Origin of the sequence: Corynebacterium pilbarense, assembly GCF_026930265.1 — a bacterium.
Lineage (GTDB): Bacteria > Actinomycetota > Actinomycetes > Mycobacteriales > Mycobacteriaceae > Corynebacterium > Corynebacterium pilbarense.
The window spans coordinates 121,048-137,500 of record NZ_JANRML010000004.1; the positions used below are offsets into that span (position 1 = coordinate 121,048).

At 67.5% G+C, this 16,453-nt stretch carries 18 protein-coding genes; all 18 read right to left on the reverse strand.

Annotated features, from left to right (window positions below; all coding sequences use genetic code 11):
• Positions 1 to 7: 7 nt before the first annotated feature.
• Positions 8 to 1,573 (reverse strand): ComEC/Rec2 family competence protein, encoded by a 1,566-nt coding sequence (locus tag NUW87_RS05100; RefSeq protein ID WP_269027542.1) that lies wholly within the window; start codon positions 1,571 to 1,573, stop codon positions 8 to 10.
• A gap of 3 nt (positions 1,574 to 1,576) precedes the next feature.
• Positions 1,577 to 2,224: a ComEA family DNA-binding protein gene (locus tag NUW87_RS05105; RefSeq protein WP_269027543.1), complete on the reverse strand. Its 648-nt coding sequence runs from the start codon at positions 2,222 to 2,224 to the stop codon at positions 1,577 to 1,579.
• Positions 2,225 to 2,326: 102 nt separating this feature from the next.
• Positions 2,327 to 3,127, reverse strand: coding sequence for a DegV family protein (locus tag NUW87_RS05110; RefSeq protein WP_269027544.1), 801 nt, complete (start codon positions 3,125 to 3,127; stop codon positions 2,327 to 2,329).
• Entirely contained in the window at positions 3,128 to 3,760 is a 633-nt protein-coding gene (locus tag NUW87_RS05115; RefSeq protein ID WP_239219398.1) for a histidine phosphatase family protein, read from the reverse strand.
• Positions 3,761 to 3,763: 3 nt separating this feature from the next.
• Complete coding sequence (rsfS, locus tag NUW87_RS05120; protein WP_034998223.1) at positions 3,764 to 4,237, reverse strand: ribosome silencing factor; 474 nt, start codon at positions 4,235 to 4,237, stop codon at positions 3,764 to 3,766.
• Between the two features lie 65 nt (positions 4,238 to 4,302).
• Positions 4,303 to 4,923, reverse strand: coding sequence for a nicotinate-nucleotide adenylyltransferase (gene nadD, locus NUW87_RS05125; protein ID WP_239219396.1), 621 nt, complete (start codon positions 4,921 to 4,923; stop codon positions 4,303 to 4,305).
• A gap of 6 nt (positions 4,924 to 4,929) precedes the next feature.
• Positions 4,930 to 5,328, reverse strand: a complete 399-nt coding sequence (locus tag NUW87_RS05130) for a hypothetical protein (protein ID WP_269027546.1) — start codon at positions 5,326 to 5,328, stop codon at positions 4,930 to 4,932.
• Positions 5,328 to 6,266 carry a cutinase family protein gene (locus tag NUW87_RS05135; RefSeq protein WP_269027547.1) on the reverse strand — a complete coding sequence of 313 codons (939 nt, stop codon included), beginning with the start codon at positions 6,264 to 6,266 and terminating at the stop codon, positions 5,328 to 5,330. Before NUW87_RS05135 ends, NUW87_RS05130 begins: the two co-directional genes overlap by 1 nt.
• A 9-nt stretch (positions 6,267 to 6,275) precedes the next feature.
• Entirely contained in the window at positions 6,276 to 7,553 is a 1,278-nt protein-coding gene (locus NUW87_RS05140; protein WP_269027548.1) for a glutamate-5-semialdehyde dehydrogenase, read from the reverse strand.
• Position 7,554: 1 nt separating this feature from the next.
• Positions 7,555 to 8,463: a D-isomer specific 2-hydroxyacid dehydrogenase family protein gene (locus tag NUW87_RS05145; protein ID WP_269027549.1), complete on the reverse strand. Its 909-nt coding sequence runs from the start codon at positions 8,461 to 8,463 to the stop codon at positions 7,555 to 7,557.
• An 18-nt stretch (positions 8,464 to 8,481) separates the two neighbouring features.
• Positions 8,482 to 9,597, reverse strand: coding sequence for a glutamate 5-kinase (gene proB / locus NUW87_RS05150; RefSeq protein WP_269027550.1), 1,116 nt, complete (start codon positions 9,595 to 9,597; stop codon positions 8,482 to 8,484).
• Between the two features lie 21 nt (positions 9,598 to 9,618).
• Positions 9,619 to 11,124: a GTPase ObgE gene (gene obgE, locus NUW87_RS05155; protein WP_269027551.1), complete on the reverse strand. Its 1,506-nt coding sequence runs from the start codon at positions 11,122 to 11,124 to the stop codon at positions 9,619 to 9,621.
• 90 nt (positions 11,125 to 11,214) lie between these two features.
• Positions 11,215 to 11,559: a 50S ribosomal protein L27 gene (gene rpmA / locus NUW87_RS05160; protein ID WP_239219371.1), complete on the reverse strand. Its 345-nt coding sequence runs from the start codon at positions 11,557 to 11,559 to the stop codon at positions 11,215 to 11,217.
• 20 nt (positions 11,560 to 11,579) lie between these two features.
• Positions 11,580 to 11,885 carry a 50S ribosomal protein L21 gene (gene rplU / locus NUW87_RS05165; RefSeq protein ID WP_034998209.1) on the reverse strand — a complete coding sequence of 102 codons (306 nt, stop codon included), beginning with the start codon at positions 11,883 to 11,885 and terminating at the stop codon, positions 11,580 to 11,582.
• A gap of 184 nt (positions 11,886 to 12,069) precedes the next feature.
• Positions 12,070 to 14,802 (reverse strand): translation initiation factor IF-2 N-terminal domain-containing protein, encoded by a 2,733-nt coding sequence (locus NUW87_RS05170; RefSeq protein ID WP_269027552.1) that lies wholly within the window; start codon positions 14,800 to 14,802, stop codon positions 12,070 to 12,072.
• A gap of 187 nt (positions 14,803 to 14,989) precedes the next feature.
• The gene (locus NUW87_RS05175; RefSeq protein ID WP_239219367.1) at positions 14,990 to 15,547 is read right to left on the reverse strand and encodes a TetR/AcrR family transcriptional regulator; all 558 of its coding nucleotides are present in this window, start codon (positions 15,545 to 15,547) and stop codon (positions 14,990 to 14,992) included.
• Positions 15,548 to 15,687: 140 nt separating this feature from the next.
• Positions 15,688 to 16,098 carry a nucleoside-diphosphate kinase gene (ndk, locus tag NUW87_RS05180; protein WP_034998207.1) on the reverse strand — a complete coding sequence of 137 codons (411 nt, stop codon included), beginning with the start codon at positions 16,096 to 16,098 and terminating at the stop codon, positions 15,688 to 15,690.
• A gap of 28 nt (positions 16,099 to 16,126) precedes the next feature.
• On the reverse strand, positions 16,127 to 16,432 hold the full coding sequence (locus NUW87_RS05185) for a hypothetical protein (protein WP_269027553.1): 306 nt from the start codon (positions 16,430 to 16,432) through the stop codon (positions 16,127 to 16,129).
• Between the last annotated feature and the right edge of the window lie 21 nt (positions 16,433 to 16,453).

Below are 16,453 nucleotides of genomic sequence, written 5' to 3' on the forward strand. Positions count from 1 at the left end.
CGTTTGCTTAGTCGTTGGGGAAGATGACGGGGATGCCCTCCCGCGTGGCCACCGGCCGGCCGCGCGGCGGGCCGCCCTCCAACACGACGACGAGCTGCGCCCACCCCGGCACGGGTTCCGCCGCATCGATGGTGTCCACCACGTGGGCGCGCAGCCCGGACGGGTCCACGGGTGCGGGCTTCTCGGGTGTCGCGAACACCACCAGGCAGACGGCCGCTGCGCACGCAGTGGCGCGGGGGCGGCCCGCCAAAAACCCGGCGAGCACCCACCCGTAGGCCACCAAGGCCGCAAGCGGGGTCGCCGACACCGTCGCACCGGGCAGTCCCGCGCCGATGCGTGCGACCGTGTGCACCCACCACGCCAGCGGCTCCACGCACCACAGCACCGGCACCTCCAAGCCGCCGGGAAACAGTGAGCAGACCGCGGCGACGAGGCCGAGCACCGTCACCGGCCCCACCACGGGTGCCACCAGTATGTTGGCGCCGACAGAGACCAGCGAGACTCTGCCCGCCATCAGCGCCACAATCGGCATGGTGGCCAGGTCCGCCGCCACCGCCACGGCCAGTGCCCGCACAAGAACGTCCGGCCAGGCAGTCACCGCCAGCGCGCGGTACAGCAGCGGGTAGAGCGCCACGATGCCCGCCGTCGCCGCCACCGATAGGGCGAACCCGTAGTGCACCGCAAGGTCTGAATCCACCAGCACCAACCCGACGACGGACAGGCACAGCGCGTGGATGGGTTCGGCCTGCCGGGAGGCAAGCACCGCCACCAGCCCCACCAGGCCGGACACCGAGGCGCGCAGCACGCTCGGCTCCGGCCCCACCAGCGCGGCGTAGACCAAAAGCGCCACCGCCGAGGCGGCGATCCTGCCGCGCAGCCCCGCGCCTATCGCGGCCGCCGCCACCGTGGCAAAGGTGGCCACAATCGCGATATTCGCCCCAGACACCGCCGACAAATGAGACAGACCCGTGTCGATGTACGTCTGTTGTTCGGCGGCGGGTTGCAGGGAGACGTCGCCGAGCACCATGCCCGGAATGAGGCCGCGCGCACCTTCGCCCACCTGCGCCTCCACCGCCGCTGCGAAGGTGGAGCGCACGTGGTGCGCGAACGCCGCCAAACCTTCAGGCGGGCCGAGGACCTCGACGTGGCCGTCGAGCACGAAAGGGTTCACACCCGGCACGCCGGACTCCTTGGACACACCGCGGCCCACCACGTGCGCCCCGGCGACCGCCCCGTCTGGCAGTTCGTCTGCGAACACCGGCGTCGTCGACGGATTGCCCGGCACTCGCACACGCACCAGGTAGGCGCCCGTGTCGGTCTGTTTCGGGGTGCCGCTGATCGTGCCCACGACCTCGGAGGCGGGGGCGCTTGCGCGGGTGCGCACCGCAGCTGTGAGGGTTGCCGCCGCGCCGAGGCCCGCGGTGAGCACAGCCTGGCCCGGCTCGCGCGCGGCCAGGCAAAATACGGCGAGGACCCCGGCGACGAGAAGCGCCGCCCAGACCCCGAAGAGGATGCAGCACGCCGCCGCGGCCCACACCGCCAGCGCCGCCGGCACCAACCGCAGCTCCGACATCGCTTACAACCCCACCATGTCGCGCATGGCCTCGAACTTCGCAGGCCCGATGCCGCGGACATCCGTGAGCTGCTCCACTGCGGTAAACGGCCCGTTGGCCTCCCGGTGGGCCACGATCGCCGCCGCGGTCGCCTCCCCCACCCCGGGAAGCGCAGTCAGCTCGGAGGCGGAGGCGGAGTTCAGCGACACGGTGCCGGACTCTGCAGGTGCCGCTCCCGCTGCACCGCCGGCCGGGGGTGCGGCGCCGATGGCTTGGACGTGGATCTGCTGGCCGTCCACAAGCAGTTGCGCCTGGTTGTGCGCCAGCAAATCGGCGTGGGGCAGCGGCTGCGCGATCTGGAGGGCGTCGGCGATGCGGGAGCCCTCGTTCAGCGTCATCAGGCCCGGGTTGGCCACCTCCCCCACCACCGCCACGACGACCACCTCGCTGACCTCGGTCGGCGACGCCACCTGCTCCCACGAAACCTCATCACCCTCCCCACCCCCGCCGCGCAGGGCCGCCCACGCCCCCACCACAACGAGCAGCGCGACCACCGCCGCGGCGGCCGGCTTCACCGGCACGGACACACGCGGCGCGGGATAGCGCACGGCTAGCAGGTCCTCTTCCCCGGTGGGCCGGGTGAGCTCCTGGAGACGGTCAATGGCGTTCATGCCCGGCACGCTAAGCCCGGCAGCCGCGCACCGGAAGCCCCCATCGAAAAACCTGTGGATAACGTTGTTGCAACGTCACCGATTAGGGCGGGTTATCCACACCTACTGGGCAGATTCCCGAGAAGAAAAGACAACCGACAGGCCGATGGCGCCGGGGCCGGTGTGGACCGCGAGGACGTCGACAAGCGGCTCGCACATCACCCGCGAGCCCTCCGGCAGCTGGGCCTCAAGCGATGACGCCAGCTGGTCAGCCGCCTCCTCAGCGTCCGCATGCTGGATCGCCGCGAACACCGGCTGGCCGCCGGCGCGCTCCACCACCAGCTCCGTGAGCTTGGCAAACGCCTTCGACTGGGTCCGGGTCTTGCCGGCGAGTTCCAGCTTGCCGTCGTGGATGCGCAAAATCGGCTTGTTGGCCAGAAGCGCCGCGGATAGCACGGCGGTGCCGGTGGGCAGGCGGCCGGACTTGCGCAGGTCGTCGAGCTGGTGCAGGTACACCCACGTCTCGGAGCGGGCGAGTGTGGACTTTGCCATCTCCTCGCACGCGGCCAAATCCCCGCCCTCCTGCGCCACGGTGGCGGCGGCCATGGCGGCTGCGCCGATAGTCATCCCGGCGGCGTCCGTCTCCACCACTTTCACCGTGCCGGGAAACACCGCAGACGCGGCCACCGCCGCCGACCACGTGGACGACAGCGCCTTAGACAAGTGCAGGGCGATCACGCCGTCGTCGCCGCCGCGCTCCAGCTGGCGCGCGTAGCAGGCCGCAAGCTCCAGCGAGGACAGCCCGGAGGTGCCCCTGTCTTCGCCGTTGCCGGTGAGGTGCATGCCGGCGACGGTGATATCCAGCTCACGGACGACCTCAGCGGGCAGCCCCGCCGAAGAATCCACCACGACGCGCACCGCCATCTAGTTCAGCCCCCGGTTCCAGGCTTCGAGGTACCAGCGGGTCTGCGTCGGTTCGTCCAGGCGCGGCATTGCCACGAGCCGCGCCGTGTTCGCGTTGCCCAGGCCCTTGATCGCCGGGTACTGCGCCACCACGAAGCCCAGCAGCGACGCGGTCAGCGCGGCGATGGTGCCGCCGTGGGAAACCAGCAGCACAGCGGAGTTGTCCCACTCGTCGTAGTCGCGCATCAGCTCGTCCACCACGGCCTGTGCGCGAGCAGCGACCTCGAGACGGCTTTCCCCGCGCGGGGGCGCCCAGGTCGCGTCCGTGCGCCACACCGCGCGCGCACCCTCGTGCTCGGTGTCCACTTCGGTGTGGGTTTTGCCTTGCCAGTCGCCCAGGTGCGTCTCGCGCAGACGCTTATCGACGTCTACAGCCAACCCCAAATCCGCCGCCACCACGTCAGCAGTGTTTTTCGCGCGCACGAGGTCGGAAGAGATGATCTTCGAGATGCCCAGGTCGCGCAGCTCCTGGGCCGCGGCGTGCGCCTGGCTGATGCCGCGCTCGGACAGGGTCGTGTCCAGCTGGCCCTGCATGCGGGAGGTGGCGTTGTAGTCCGTTTCGCCGTGGCGCAGCAGGATTAAACGACGTTGCATGGCCTAAAACTCGTCGTCGGCGGCTGCCGGGCCCTCGCCCGCCAGCGGCAGGTCCTCGATGTTTTGCGCCTCGCGCATCTCGGCTTCGTTGCCGAAGGTGGCGGGGCGCTCGTAGGGCTCCAGGCCCTCGACTTCGATGGCTGGGCAGTCCGCGTACAGGCGGTCCAAGCCGTAGAACTCGCGCTCGGCGTCGCGCTGGATGTGCACGACGAAGTTGCCGTAGTCCAAAAGCACCCAGCGGTTTTCGCGGTTGCCCTCGCGGCGCTTCGGCTCCACGCCTGCGTCCGTCAGGTCGCCTTCGACCTCTTGGACGATGGCGGCGACCTGGCGCTCGTTGTCGGCGGAGACGATCACGAACACGTCCGTGATGGCCATAACGTTGGACACGTCGATGACAGCGATGTTCTTGCCAAGCTTCTCGTCGGCCGCCTTAGCGGCGATCTTGGCCCGGTCGATGGAGATCTGCGGAGCGGTCAAGTGGGAACCCTTCGTTGGTTGGACAGACTCCGCCATTGTCCCACGACACGGCCTAAGAGTGCTACTTAGGCGTACAGGGCGTTTTTGGTGATGTACTGCACCACCCCGTCCGGCACCAGGTACCAGACGGGCCGGTCTTCGGCGGCACGCGCGCGGCAGTCGGTCGACGAGATGGCCATCGCGGGGATCTCCACCAGGTGCACGCGCTTTTGAATGTCCGCAGGCAACATGTCTTCGCGCAGGTCGTAGCCCGGGCGGGTCACGCCGACGAACTCGGCGAGCTGGAACATTTCCTCCCAGTCGTGCCAGGACATGATGGAGGCCAGCGCGTCGGCGCCGGTGATGAAGTACAACGCCTCGTCCGGGAACTGCTGCCGCAGATCCCGCAGGGTGTCGATGGTGTAGGTCGGACCGTCTCGGTCAATGTCCACCCGGGAGACGGAAAAGCGCGGGTTGGAGGCGGTGGCGATCACCGTCATCAGGTAGCGGTCCTCCGCCGGGCTGATGGTCTTGCCCGCCTTCTGCCAGGGCTGGCCGGTGGGCACGAAGATGACCTCGTCCAGGTTGAACCGGTCCGCCACCTCGCTCGCGGCAACTAGGTGGCCGTGGTGGATGGGGTCAAACGTGCCGCCCATCACCCCAATGCGCCGCGCCTCATCCAAGGAGGCGGCGTAGTGCTCAGTCATACGCGTCTACCTCGCCGGCGGCAGCATGGTGATGTCCACGGACTCGATGAACAGCAGCCCTCCGCCGAGCACCAGCGCGAGCAGCGCGCCGATAACGCCGACGATGGCGCCGATACGCAGCTCATCCGTGGTATCGTCCGCCCACTTGCTGGCGCTGCTGCTGGAGCCGCCCGCGACCTTCTTCTCCTGGCACACCTGCTTTCCGTTCTTGTCGGTGACGGGAATCGGGTTGCCGTCTGCGTCGATGATCGGGGTGCCCTTCTCATCCACCTTCATCTTGCAGGTTTTTTCCACCGTCACGCGCTCCTGAGTGTCGCGCGTGATGGTTTCCGCGCCCGCCGGCACGGCGGTAAGCGCGACGGCGCAGGCGGTCGCGGCGACAGCGGAACGGATACGACGTCTCATTAGCCGTACCGTACCTGATCCACGAACCGGCCGAACGAGTCGGAGACCTGATTGTCCCAGCGGGAGTGCCAGCGGAAGTAGCGGGCGTGGTTGCCGCCGGTGGGGCGCGAGGCTTCCAGGGTCTGGCGCGACAGGTCGCACACGGCGTCCAGCGGCAGGCAGTAGTTCACGCGGTTGCGGGTCGCGGCCGCGGTCTTGGTGTTAAACGGCAGCACGCCGAGGATGCCGCCTGCGCCGCCACCCCGCACGCCCACGGTGGACCAGTCGCCTCGGGCGGTGTTCGGGTTGCCGAAGTAGACCACGCCGGCGAGCTGGCCGCGGCGGGCCAGTTCGCGCTCGTGCTCGAGCAGGATCATCGCGCCCTGGGAGTAGCCGGACAGGATGTACTTCGGGCGGCAGCCGGTGGTGCGCTCGTAGTCGTTGACCATCTGCATCACACCACCGCGGCCGATCTTCACCGAGTCCAGGAACTGGTTCGCGGCGGTGCGCGCCATCATGAACATCGGGCTGGCCCACTGAATGGCAAGACCGACCGCCTGCAGCAGCGTCGACGGCACGGCGACCTCAGGCACGTCGTACTCCGGGAAGGTTGCCGGGTAGTAGCGCGGCTCCAGGCCGATGACTTCGACATCCTTCATCAGGGAATTACCGCCGTGGGTGGCCACGTAGCGGCGCTCCGCGTGCTGCAGGAAGGCGCGGATGGTCTCCGCCTCCCAGCCGTTGGAGGTCCAGGCCGCCCCACCCGAGTAGCGCGTGGGGTAGATCTGGCTGTTTTGGCCGGAGCCGCGGGCGGCGATAACGGCGACGGCCGGGCAGCGTGTCTGTGCGTCGGCCTCCGGAACGGGCGCGACGGGGGAAACGGTGGCTGTCACGGCGGTGGCGACAGCGGTGGCGAACAGGCCGATACGGGCGCGCCAGGAGGAACGGGATTTTTGCACGCAGATAGACTAGCGCACCTGGCCTGCACCTTCCAGGATCCATTTGGTGGTGGTCAGCTCGGGTAGCGCCATCGGGCCGCGGGCGTGCAATTTCTGGGTGGAGATGCCGATTTCGGCCCCCATGCCGTACTGCTCCCCATCCGTGAAGGCGGTCGATGCGTTGAGGACGACTGCTGCGGCGTCGACGGCGTCAGCGAATCGTCGTAAAGCATTGGCGTCTTGGGCCGCAATTGCCTCAGTGTGGCCGCTGGAGTAGCGCGTGATGTGGTCGATCGCCCCGTCCACGCCGTCAACGATGGCGCTCGCGATGTCCATGCTGAGGTACTCCTCTGCGAAATCAGCCTCCGTCGCGGGCACCACATTCGCACCAAACGCAGCATGCTTTTCGACGTCTCCGTGCACCTCAACCCCCGCCGCCTGCAACGCAGCAACGACCGCGCGTTTGTCCTCGTCCGCGAGGCGGGCGTCTATCAGCACCGTTTCCGTGGCGTTGCACACGCTGACCCGGCGCGTCTTGCCGTTGAGGAGCATCGCGATGGCCTTGTCCAGGTCCGCAGACCCGTCGATGTAGAAGTGGCAGTTGCCGGTGCCCGTCTCGATGGTGGGCACGGTCGCGCCGGTGACCACAGCCTCGATGAGGCGGGCGCTTCCGCGGGGGATCACCACGTCGACAAGTCCACGCGCGGTGATGAGGTCCTGCACCGAATCGTGGGTTTCGCACGGGAGCAGCTGCACCGCCTCGCGCGGCAGGTCGTGGGCGGCGAGGACGTCCTGCAACACCTCGACTAGGGCGGCGTTGGATTCCCGCGCCGTCTTCGAACCGCGCAACAGCGCCACGTTGCCGGATTTCAGCGCCAGCCCGAACGCGTCGACGGTGACATTCGGACGAGCTTCATAGACCATGCCCATCACGCCGAGCGGCACGCGCACCTTCTTCATCTGGATGCCGTTGGGCAGCGTGCGCCCGGTGAGCACCTCCCCCACCGGGTCCTGCAACCCGGCGACCTGGCGCAGGCCGCCGGCGATGCCGTTGATGCGGTCTTCGTCGAGCGCGAGCCGGTCCAGCACGGATTCCGCGAGCCCGTTGCCGCGGCCTTGCTCCAGGTCGCGGGCGTTGGCCTCGAGGATCTCCCCGGCGCGCTCGGTCAGCGCAGCTGCGGCCGCAAGCAGCACCGCGTCCTTCGCCGGGGTCGGCAGCGCCGCGACCTCGGACGCGACCTCTTTCGCGCGGCGCGCCTTCGCGAGCACCTCCTCGCGCTCGGCCTGTCTTTGCTGGTCAGTCTGCATGCTAGTACCCAGCCTCGACGTCGACTTCGGTGGCCATCTTCTCGCCCGCGGTAAACAGCTCCCAGTTCTTCGCGGCCAGCCCGCCGATGCGACGCTCCATAAACCGCGGGATGTTGGCCACGTGCGGGGTGATCACGCAGTTGTCCAGTCCCCACAGCTCGTGGTCGGCGGGCAGTGGCTCGGGTTCTGTCACATCGAGGCCGGCGCCGCGCAGGTGGCCGTCGGCAAGCGCTTGCGTGAGCGCCTGCGTATCGACGAGCGGCCCGCGCCCCACATTGACCACCACCGCGCTATCTGGCATTTTCTCGATGGTCTCCGCGTTGACCATGTGGCGGGTTTCCTCGGTGAGCGGGGCAAGCAGGACGAAGTAGTCGTGGTTGGCCCAGACATCGTCGGAAAGTGTCACGGTGTGGTCCGCGCTCTCGACGGGGTTGCCTGAGCGGTTCACCGCAGTGATCTCCATGCCGAAGGGTTCAAGGAAACGGATCAGCGTCTTGCCGATGCCACCGGCGCCGATGATCGCGAGCTTTTTGTTGTCGAAGAGGTACTCCTTCTCCTTGAACAGCTGCGTGTTGTTCCACTCGCGATCCACCGCTTTCATACGGTGCTCCACGGCGAGCAGCAGCGCGAGGGTGGACTCGGCGACGGTGTCGTCGTACAGCCCGCCGGCGTTGGCGAAACGCACACCGTTTGCAGCGTGCTTGGCAAAGACATCCTGCAGGTTCTCCACGCCGGCGTACTGGATCTGCACGACCTTGACGGAATCGGGCAGCTGGTCCGGGAAGTCGTCCGGGCCGCCGCCGAAGAGGATCATGTCCGGGCTGTCCTTCAGGGCCACATGCTGGTGGCCTTCCGCCTCCAACGCGGCGATCGGCTCGTCTTTGGGCTTGGGCAAAAACGTGAACTTCATGCCCGCCCAGACTAGCTACTACAGGCGCGAGGCGTAGTTGGACAGGTAGTCCGCGTGCACCACGGCCCTGCGCTGGTGGGCGGGCAGCTCGTCGGAGTGGCGACCACACATCGCGGCAAGCTCCGCGGCGTCGTAGGCCACCTCGCCGCGCCCCACAGCCTGCGAATCTGGGCCCAGGATCTCCACGATGTCGCCAGCGTGGAACTCCCCCTCGATGCCGGTAATCCCCACCGCGAGCAGGCTGGTCCCGCCGCGGGTGACCGCCTCGACGGCGCCCTCGTCCAGGCGCAGCACGCCCTCGGCGTCCGCGGCGTAGAGGGCCCAGAACTTCCAGGCGTTGAGCTTGCTCTCCGGGCGCGTGTGGAACACGGTGCCCACCTGCGCGTTCTCGAGGGCGTCTTCGATCTTCTCCGTGGCGGTGAGCAGCACCGGCACGCCGCCGCGGGTGGCCAGGCGCGCGGCCGAGACCTTCGCCGCCATGCCGCCGGTGCCGAAAACGCCCCCGTCGCCGGCTTCGACGTCGGTGAGGTCGTTGCCGGAACGGACTTCGTCGACAAGCTTGGCGCTCGGGTCTGATGGATTTTTGTCGTACAGGCCGTCCACGTCCGACAGCAGCACCAGCGCCTCCGCGGACACGAGGGTGGCCACGATGGCGGAGAGGCGGTCGTTGTCGCCGAAGCGCATCTCGGAGGTGGCCACGGTGTCGTTCTCATTGACGATCGGCACCGCGCCCATCTGACGCAGCCTGTCGATGGTGCGCTGCGCGTTGCGGGCGCGCTCGCGGGACCCGGCGTCGCTTTGCGTGAGCAGCACCTGGCCGATGGTGCGGCAGTAGCGCGCAAAGGAGGCACCCCACACCTGCGCGAGGTGGATCTGCCCCACCGACGCGGCCGCCTGCTTGGTGGCCAGATCGCGCGGGCGGGCCTTCAGCCCCAGCGGCCCCATGCCCGCCGCGATGGCACCCGAGGAAACCACGACCACTTCGGAACCGCGCGCGATGCGGTGTTCGATAGCGTCCACGATGCCGTCAATCTTCGCCGAATCCAGCTCGCCTGAGGCGTTGACCAGAGAACTTGTTCCCAGCTTGACCACAATGCGGCGGGCGGCGGCGATCTCTTCGCGGAGGGAAGTCATGCGTTTGGAGTCTACGCGGTTCTAGCCCTGCCAGCGCTCGCGGTCGGCTTCCTCGCCGGTGCCGTAGTCGTACTCGTCGATCAGGCCGCGGCGGGCCTGGGACGCACGCTTGCGCTCCGCCGCGGACGTGCGGTCCGTGCCGCCCAGGCGTGCGTCCTGGCCGCGGCCGGCCAGCGTCGGGTCGCCGCCGATGGTCGGCTCCCAGTCGAAGGAAATCTCGCCGATGGTGACCGTGTCGCCCTCGTGGGCGCCGGCCTTGCGAAGCATGTCTTCCACGCCTGCCTTGTTCAAACGGTCCGACAGGTAGCCGACGGCTTCGTCGTTTTCGAAGTCCGTCTGGCGCACCCAGCGCTCCACCTTTTCGCCGGTGACCAGCCAGCCTTCCGGGTACATGGGGTCGCGCACGACCTCCACGCCGCCGTCCTCGCCGCGTCGGCTGAGGGCTTTGGGGCGGATGACCTGTGGTTCGTCGATAGGCATGGTGCGACGCTTTTTGCGGGTGCGCTTGACGATGTCCCACAGCGCCCACTTCAGCTCGTCCAGGCCCTCGCGGGTGGCGGTGGAGATCATGTACACCGGCCAGCCGAACTTCTCCTCGATGTCCGCGCGGAGAAACTCGGCGAGCTCCTTGGCCTCCGGGATATCCATCTTGTTCAGCACCACGAGACGCGGGCGCTCGCGCAGGTCGCCCAGGCCGGAGTCCATGTCGAGGGCGTCGGCGTAGGTGTCCAGCTCGTGTTCGAGGGCCTCGATGTCGGAGATCGGGTCGCGGCCCGGTTCCATCGTGGCCACGTCCACGATGTGCGCGAGCACCGCGGTGCGCTCAATGTGGCGCAAAAAGTCCAGGCCGAGTCCCTTGCCCTCGCTCGCGCCCGGGATCAGGCCGGGCACGTCCGCGATGGTGAAGGTGTCGTGGCCGACGTTGACCACACCCAGGTTCGGCGCGAGCGTGGTAAACGGGTAGTCCGCGATCTTCGGCTTCGCGGCGGACACCACAGAAATAAGCGAGGATTTGCCTGCCGACGGGAACCCGACCAGGCCAACATCCGCCATCGACTTCAGTTCCAGGATCAGGTCGTGTGCCTCGCCAGGTTCGCCTTTCAGCGAGAAACCGGGGGCTTTGCGCTTCGCCGTCGCCAAGGCTGCGTTGCCCAAGCCTCCGAAGCCGCCCTCCGCGGCGATGAAGCGGGTGCCCGGCACGGTCAGGTCGGCGAGCACATCGCCGTCCTCGCTGCGCACCACCGTGCCCACCGGCACCTCCAGCACGAGGTCCTCGCCGCGCGCGCCGTTGCGCCAGTCACCTGCGCCGTTCGCGCCGCGTTGCGCCTTGATGTGCGGGCGGTACTGGAAGTCCAGCAGCGTGTGCACTTGGGTGGACACCTCGAGGATGATGTCGCCGCCGTGGCCGCCGTTGCCGCCGTCCGGCCCGCCGAGCGGCTTGAACTTTTCGCGGTGGACGGACGTGCAGCCGTGGCCGCCGTCGCCTGCTTGCAGGTGCAGGGTTGCGCGATCAACGAATTGGGCCATGGTGGTTTGCCGCCTTTCTTTAGGACACGGACGATGATAAGCAAAAAGCGCCGTCGGCCCGATTGGACCGGCGGCGCCTACGCTTCGCGGTTACGCGGTGGCGGTTGCCTCGTCGGCGGTGCCTTCCTCGACAACGCCTGCTGCCTCAGCCTGCTCGAGGACCTCGGAAGCAACGCCCTGGCCGTCGGCCGGGACGATGTTGACAATGCGGCGCTTGCGCTTGATGCCGAACTGGACGGAGCCTGCGGTCAGTGCGAACAGCGTGTCGTCGCCGCCGCGGCCGACGTTGTCGCCCGGGTGGAACTTGGTGCCGCGCTGACGGACGAGGATCTCGCCGGCCTTGACCTGCTGGCCACCGAAGCGCTTCACACCGAGGCGCTTGGACTCAGAGTCACGACCGTTCGAGGAGCTGGATGCACCCTTCTTGGTTGCCATTGTTCAAATTCTCCTAGTGGTTACTTAATGCCGGTGATCTTGACGGTGGTCTGCGGCTGGCGGTGGCCCTGGCGGACCTTGTAGCCGGTCTTGTTCTTGTACTTCAGAATGTTGACCTTCTTGCCCTTGCCGTGCTCGACGATCTCTGCGGTCACGTTGACCTTGGACAGTGCGTCGGCACCGGAGGTGACGTCTGCGCCATCTACGAGAAGGATCGGGGTGAGTTCGACCTTGTCGCCTGCTTCACCCTCAAGCTTCTCGACCTTGACGAGGTCGCCCTCGGCAACCTTGTACTGCTTGCCGCCGGTCTTGACGATCGCGTACATAGAGGGTTACCCCTTATCTCTACTCGCCCGCCCCCTGCATGCTCGGGGGCGGAAATGGAACAGTTTTAGCGCTTCGGGGCCTATTGCGGCCTGCCGTGCCCGCATGCGTAGGCAACGAGGCGGCACGCCCCGAAACAGCGACTCGGCAAGACTACACCGGCACCATGCGCTTTACCAAACCGCGTTAGCTGCTGCGGCGGGTGGCGCGCCTGCGTCCGCGCCGCGGGGAAGCCTTTGCTTCTCGACGGCGCTCCGCCTCCCGACACTTCTCCTTCTCCCCAGATCCAGCGTCGCGCTGCGTGGCTGCTGCGTTGGTTGTGGCGCTGGCTGTGGCGTTGGACTTGCGCACGGCGCGGCGGCGGCCCCGGCGGCCCGCCGCCGGCTTCGCCTTCGCTGCCGGTTCATCTTTCTCGGTGTCCGGGGCAGTCTCGGCGGCGGTGTCCTGGTAGTCCTCGCGGCGCGGGCGGACGTCGGAGCGGGAATTGCCGCGGGTGCGCCGCTTGCGGCGTGGCGAGTTGTCGAACTCCTCCACCGCTTCCTCGAAGCTCTGCTGCGGGGCGTCCTTGCCGTTTGCCCGGCTCTCTTCCTGCTTGCCTTGGGCGTCTGACTGGGGCCCGCGGCCGCGGTTGCCCCCGCGGCGGCCCCTGCGGCGCGAGGAACGGCGGCGCCCCTCGGAAGCGTCGTTGTCGCTGCCGTCGCCGGCTGCGTCCTCGCTGTCGCCGCTGTCGTTACTGTCGTCGCTGAAGATCGAGTTGAGCAAGTTGTCCATCTCGTCTTCGTTGAGGTGCTTGCGCTTGGAACGGCGCGTCCCGCGCGAGGGCTGCTCGCCCCCGCGCGTGGTCTCGGCGTCTGAGTCGGCGGGCTTGTTCCGGCCGCGGGAGGAGCGGTGCTCGTCGTCACGCGAACGGCGCTTGGAGCGCTCGTCGCGGCCGCGCTCGGAGTACGGGTCGTGCTCGACGGGGTCGTCGGCGACGATGATGCCGCGGCCGCCGCAGCACTCGCACTCGGTGGAAAACGTCTCCAGCAGGCCGTTGCCCAGGCGCTTTCGGGTCATCTGCACCAGGCCCAGGGAGGTGACCTCGGAGACCTGGTGGCGGGTGCGGTCGCGGCCGAGCGCCTCGTTAAGGCGGCGCAGCACGAGCTCCTGGTTTTCGGGGAGGATCATGTCAATGAAGTCGATGATGATCATGCCGCCGATGTCGCGCAGGCGGATCTGGCGCACGATCTCCTCGGCCGCCTCCAAGTTGTTGGAGGTGACCGTCTCTTCCAGCGAGCCGCCGGAGCCGGTGAACTTGCCGGTGTTGACGTCGATGACGGTCATGGCCTCGGTGCGGTCGATGACCAGGGTGCCACCCGAAGGCAGCCACACGGTGCGCGACAGCGCCTTTTGCAGCTGCTCGTCGATGCGGTGGACCTCGAAGGCGTCCTTGCCGTCGTGGCTGGAGCGGTCGAACTTTTCCAGCCGATCCAACAGGTCCGGGGCGACGGACTGCACGTAGGCGTGGACGGTGTTCCACGGCTTGCGACCGTCCACGATGAGCGAGGTGAAGTCCTCGTTGAACAGGTCGCGCACAACCTTGACCAGGATGTTCGGCTCCTCGTAGAGGGTCACCGGTTTCGCGCCCTTGGAGTTTTTCTCCTTTTCCGCCTGCTCCTGGATCGCGGTCCACTGGTTGTGCAGCCGGTTCACGTCGGCCGCGATGGCCTCTTCCGGCACATTTTCGGCGGCGGTACGGATGATCGCCCCGCCCTTGCCGGGCACGACGTTATTCAGGATTTCTTTCAGGCGCTTACGCTCCGGCGCCGGCAGCTTGCGGGAAATGCCCGCGCTGCGCCCGCCCGGCACGTACACCAGGTAGCGCCCGGCCAGCGAGATCTGGGTGGTCAGGCGCGCACCTTTGTGGCCGACGGGGTCCTTGGTCACCTGCACCAGCACCTGGTCGCCGGACTTGAGGGCCTGCTCGATGCGGCGAGAGCGCCCACCCAAACCGGCGGCCTTCCAGTCCACCTCGGAGGCGTAGAGCACGCCGTTGCGGCCCTGCCCGATGTCGATGAACGCGGCCTCCATGCTGGACAGCACGTTCTGCACGCGCCCCAAGTAGATGTTGCCGATCATGGAGGACTGGCTCTCGGCGGTGACGAAGTGCTCCACCAGCAGCCCATCCTCGAGCACGCCCACCTGGGTAATCTTGCCGTGGCCGTCGTGGCGGTCACGCTCGCGCACCACCATGTGGCGCTCGACGGACTCGCGGCGCGCCAAGAACTCGGCCTGGCTGACAATGCGGGAGCGTTTGCGCTGCTCTTCGCGCTTCTCTGTGCGGCGGCGGCGCTGCGCTTCCAAACGGGATGAGCCCTTGATCGCCTTCGGCTCTTCAATCACTTCGGGCTCTTGCTTATCCGCGTCCTCCGGCGAAGCCTCGTCGATAGGCTCGGGCTCCTTCTCCTCGCTCGGCGCCGCGGCGCGGGTGGCGCGGCGGCGCTTTCGCTCCGGGGCCTTGAAGACGGGGGCGCGGTTGGGGGTCTCCTCCGGCACGGGGGTGATCTCCGGCTCGACGTCGGTCAGCGGGTTGTCGCGCAGGTCCGCCTCGACCTTTTCCTCGATCTGGTGGATCTCGTTTTCCACGTCCTTGCGCACGCGCTGGCGGATCTTCTCGTCCGCGGCGTCGTCTGCGGTCTCATCGTCACCTGTGGTGGCGGCGGCGGTGTTCGCGAGTGCGTCGAGAAGCTGCTCGCTTTCAGCGCGCGTCAGCGTCGACTGCGCAACTTTGACCACGCCGAGCTCCGACAGCGCGACCACGAGCTCCTTCGACGGCACGCCCAGCGCTTTAGCCAACGTGAAAACGCGGGTTTTCTCCGCCAGCTGGGAACGGTCGAACGCGGCGTAAATATTCTCTTCGGATGCCTTGTGACCAGCCAATGTGCGTCACTCTCCAATTTTGCTCAGCCGCAACCCGGCAGGGGTGGGCCGGGCGCTGGCAAAACGTTGCCGAAGCGGCCGCACGGCGAACCCCACGGTGCGGTACATGTGAAAGTTTCCTAGCGCCGCCAGGCGACGCTTGCGCTTACCATTGTGGCACAGCGATACCTGGGGTGCGGGGCAAGGATTACTTCTCGGCCAGTCGCAGAAGGTCGGCCACCGCCGCAACGGGGGCGTTCTCGTGGCGTTCAGTCAGCGCGGTGCCGACCACGATCTGCAGCACCCGCGCGGCGTTGAAATCCACACCGGCGCGTTGCAAAAGCGCCGCGATGAGATCTTTGAGCTCGTCCGTGGATTGGCGGACGTAGTCGCCGACTTTGCCTGTTTCGCGCTGGGCCTCGATGAACGCGGCGACCACCGCACTCGCGCGCGGCGTCTGCCCGCACGCCACAACGTCGACGACCGCCTCGGCCAGCTGCACCGGGTCTGAAAGTTCGACCTCTGCGCCCTTCGCGCGCTCCATCGCCTCGAGACGGCCCTGCACCAGTTGCTCGAAGCAGGTGGCCACCAGCTTGTCGCGTGTGGAGTAGTAGTACCCGATGGATCCCACCGGCACCGATGCCGCCGCCGCGACCTGCCGGTGCGTCAGCCCCTTGAGCCCCTCCGCAAGCAACAGGTCAATCGCCGCATCCAGGATCGCAGAGCGTTTCTCCACCGCCCGTGCCTGCTCGCTGCGAGATGCCACCACGGTTCACCTTTCTCACTATGCGGATTACATGCGACTCTATTTATACAACAAGTGGCCCGTCGCGACTGAAATTCCCCCGCCCTAGACGTGAAAAACACCGCAGCCGTGGCGGCTGCGGTGTGCGTGACGACGTGCGCTTAGAGGTTCGGGAACCAGATGCCGATCTCGCGCTCAGCGGACTCCGGCGAGTCGGAGCCGTGGACAACGTTTTCCGCCACGGACAGTGCGAAGTCGCCGCGGATGGTGCCCGGGGTGGCCTTGGCAACCGGGTCGGTGCCGCCGGCCAGCTGGCGCCACGCCTCGATGGCGCGCTCACCCTCGACGATGCCGGCGACCAGCGGAGCGGAGGTGATGAAGTCCACCAGCTCACCGAAGAACGGCTTGTCCTTGTGCTCGGCGTAGTGCTTCTCAGCGGTTTCGCGGTCTGCGGTGCGCAGGTCCAGCTCCACAAGCTTCAGGCCCTTGCGCTCGATGCGGGAGATGATGTCGCCGACGTGGCCGTTTGCAACACCGTCGGGCTTGATCAGGATCAGAGTACGTTCAGTCATAGCCCAAAATCTTACCCCAAAGTCGTATTTACGCCTCCCGTACGAGGCGCGCTGCGTCCTCCGCGGTGGCGCCCCGGAACCACAGCTGCACCTGCTGCACCGCAAGCTGGAAGTTGCCCTCGGCTTTCATGCGCTGGACGGTAGCGCGTTGTTCGTCGTCAAGCTCGGGCGCGACATCTTCCCGAAGCTTGTACTGCTCGTAGAACCCGAGCACCAAAAACAGCCCGGCGGCGACGATCGCCGCGGTGCCCACCCACCCGGGCAGGGTTGTGTACACGGTCACCACAGCGACGATGGAAAACACGGCGGCTAGGGCGAAACTCACGATGCGCATGGGCCATACCGTAGCCTTGTT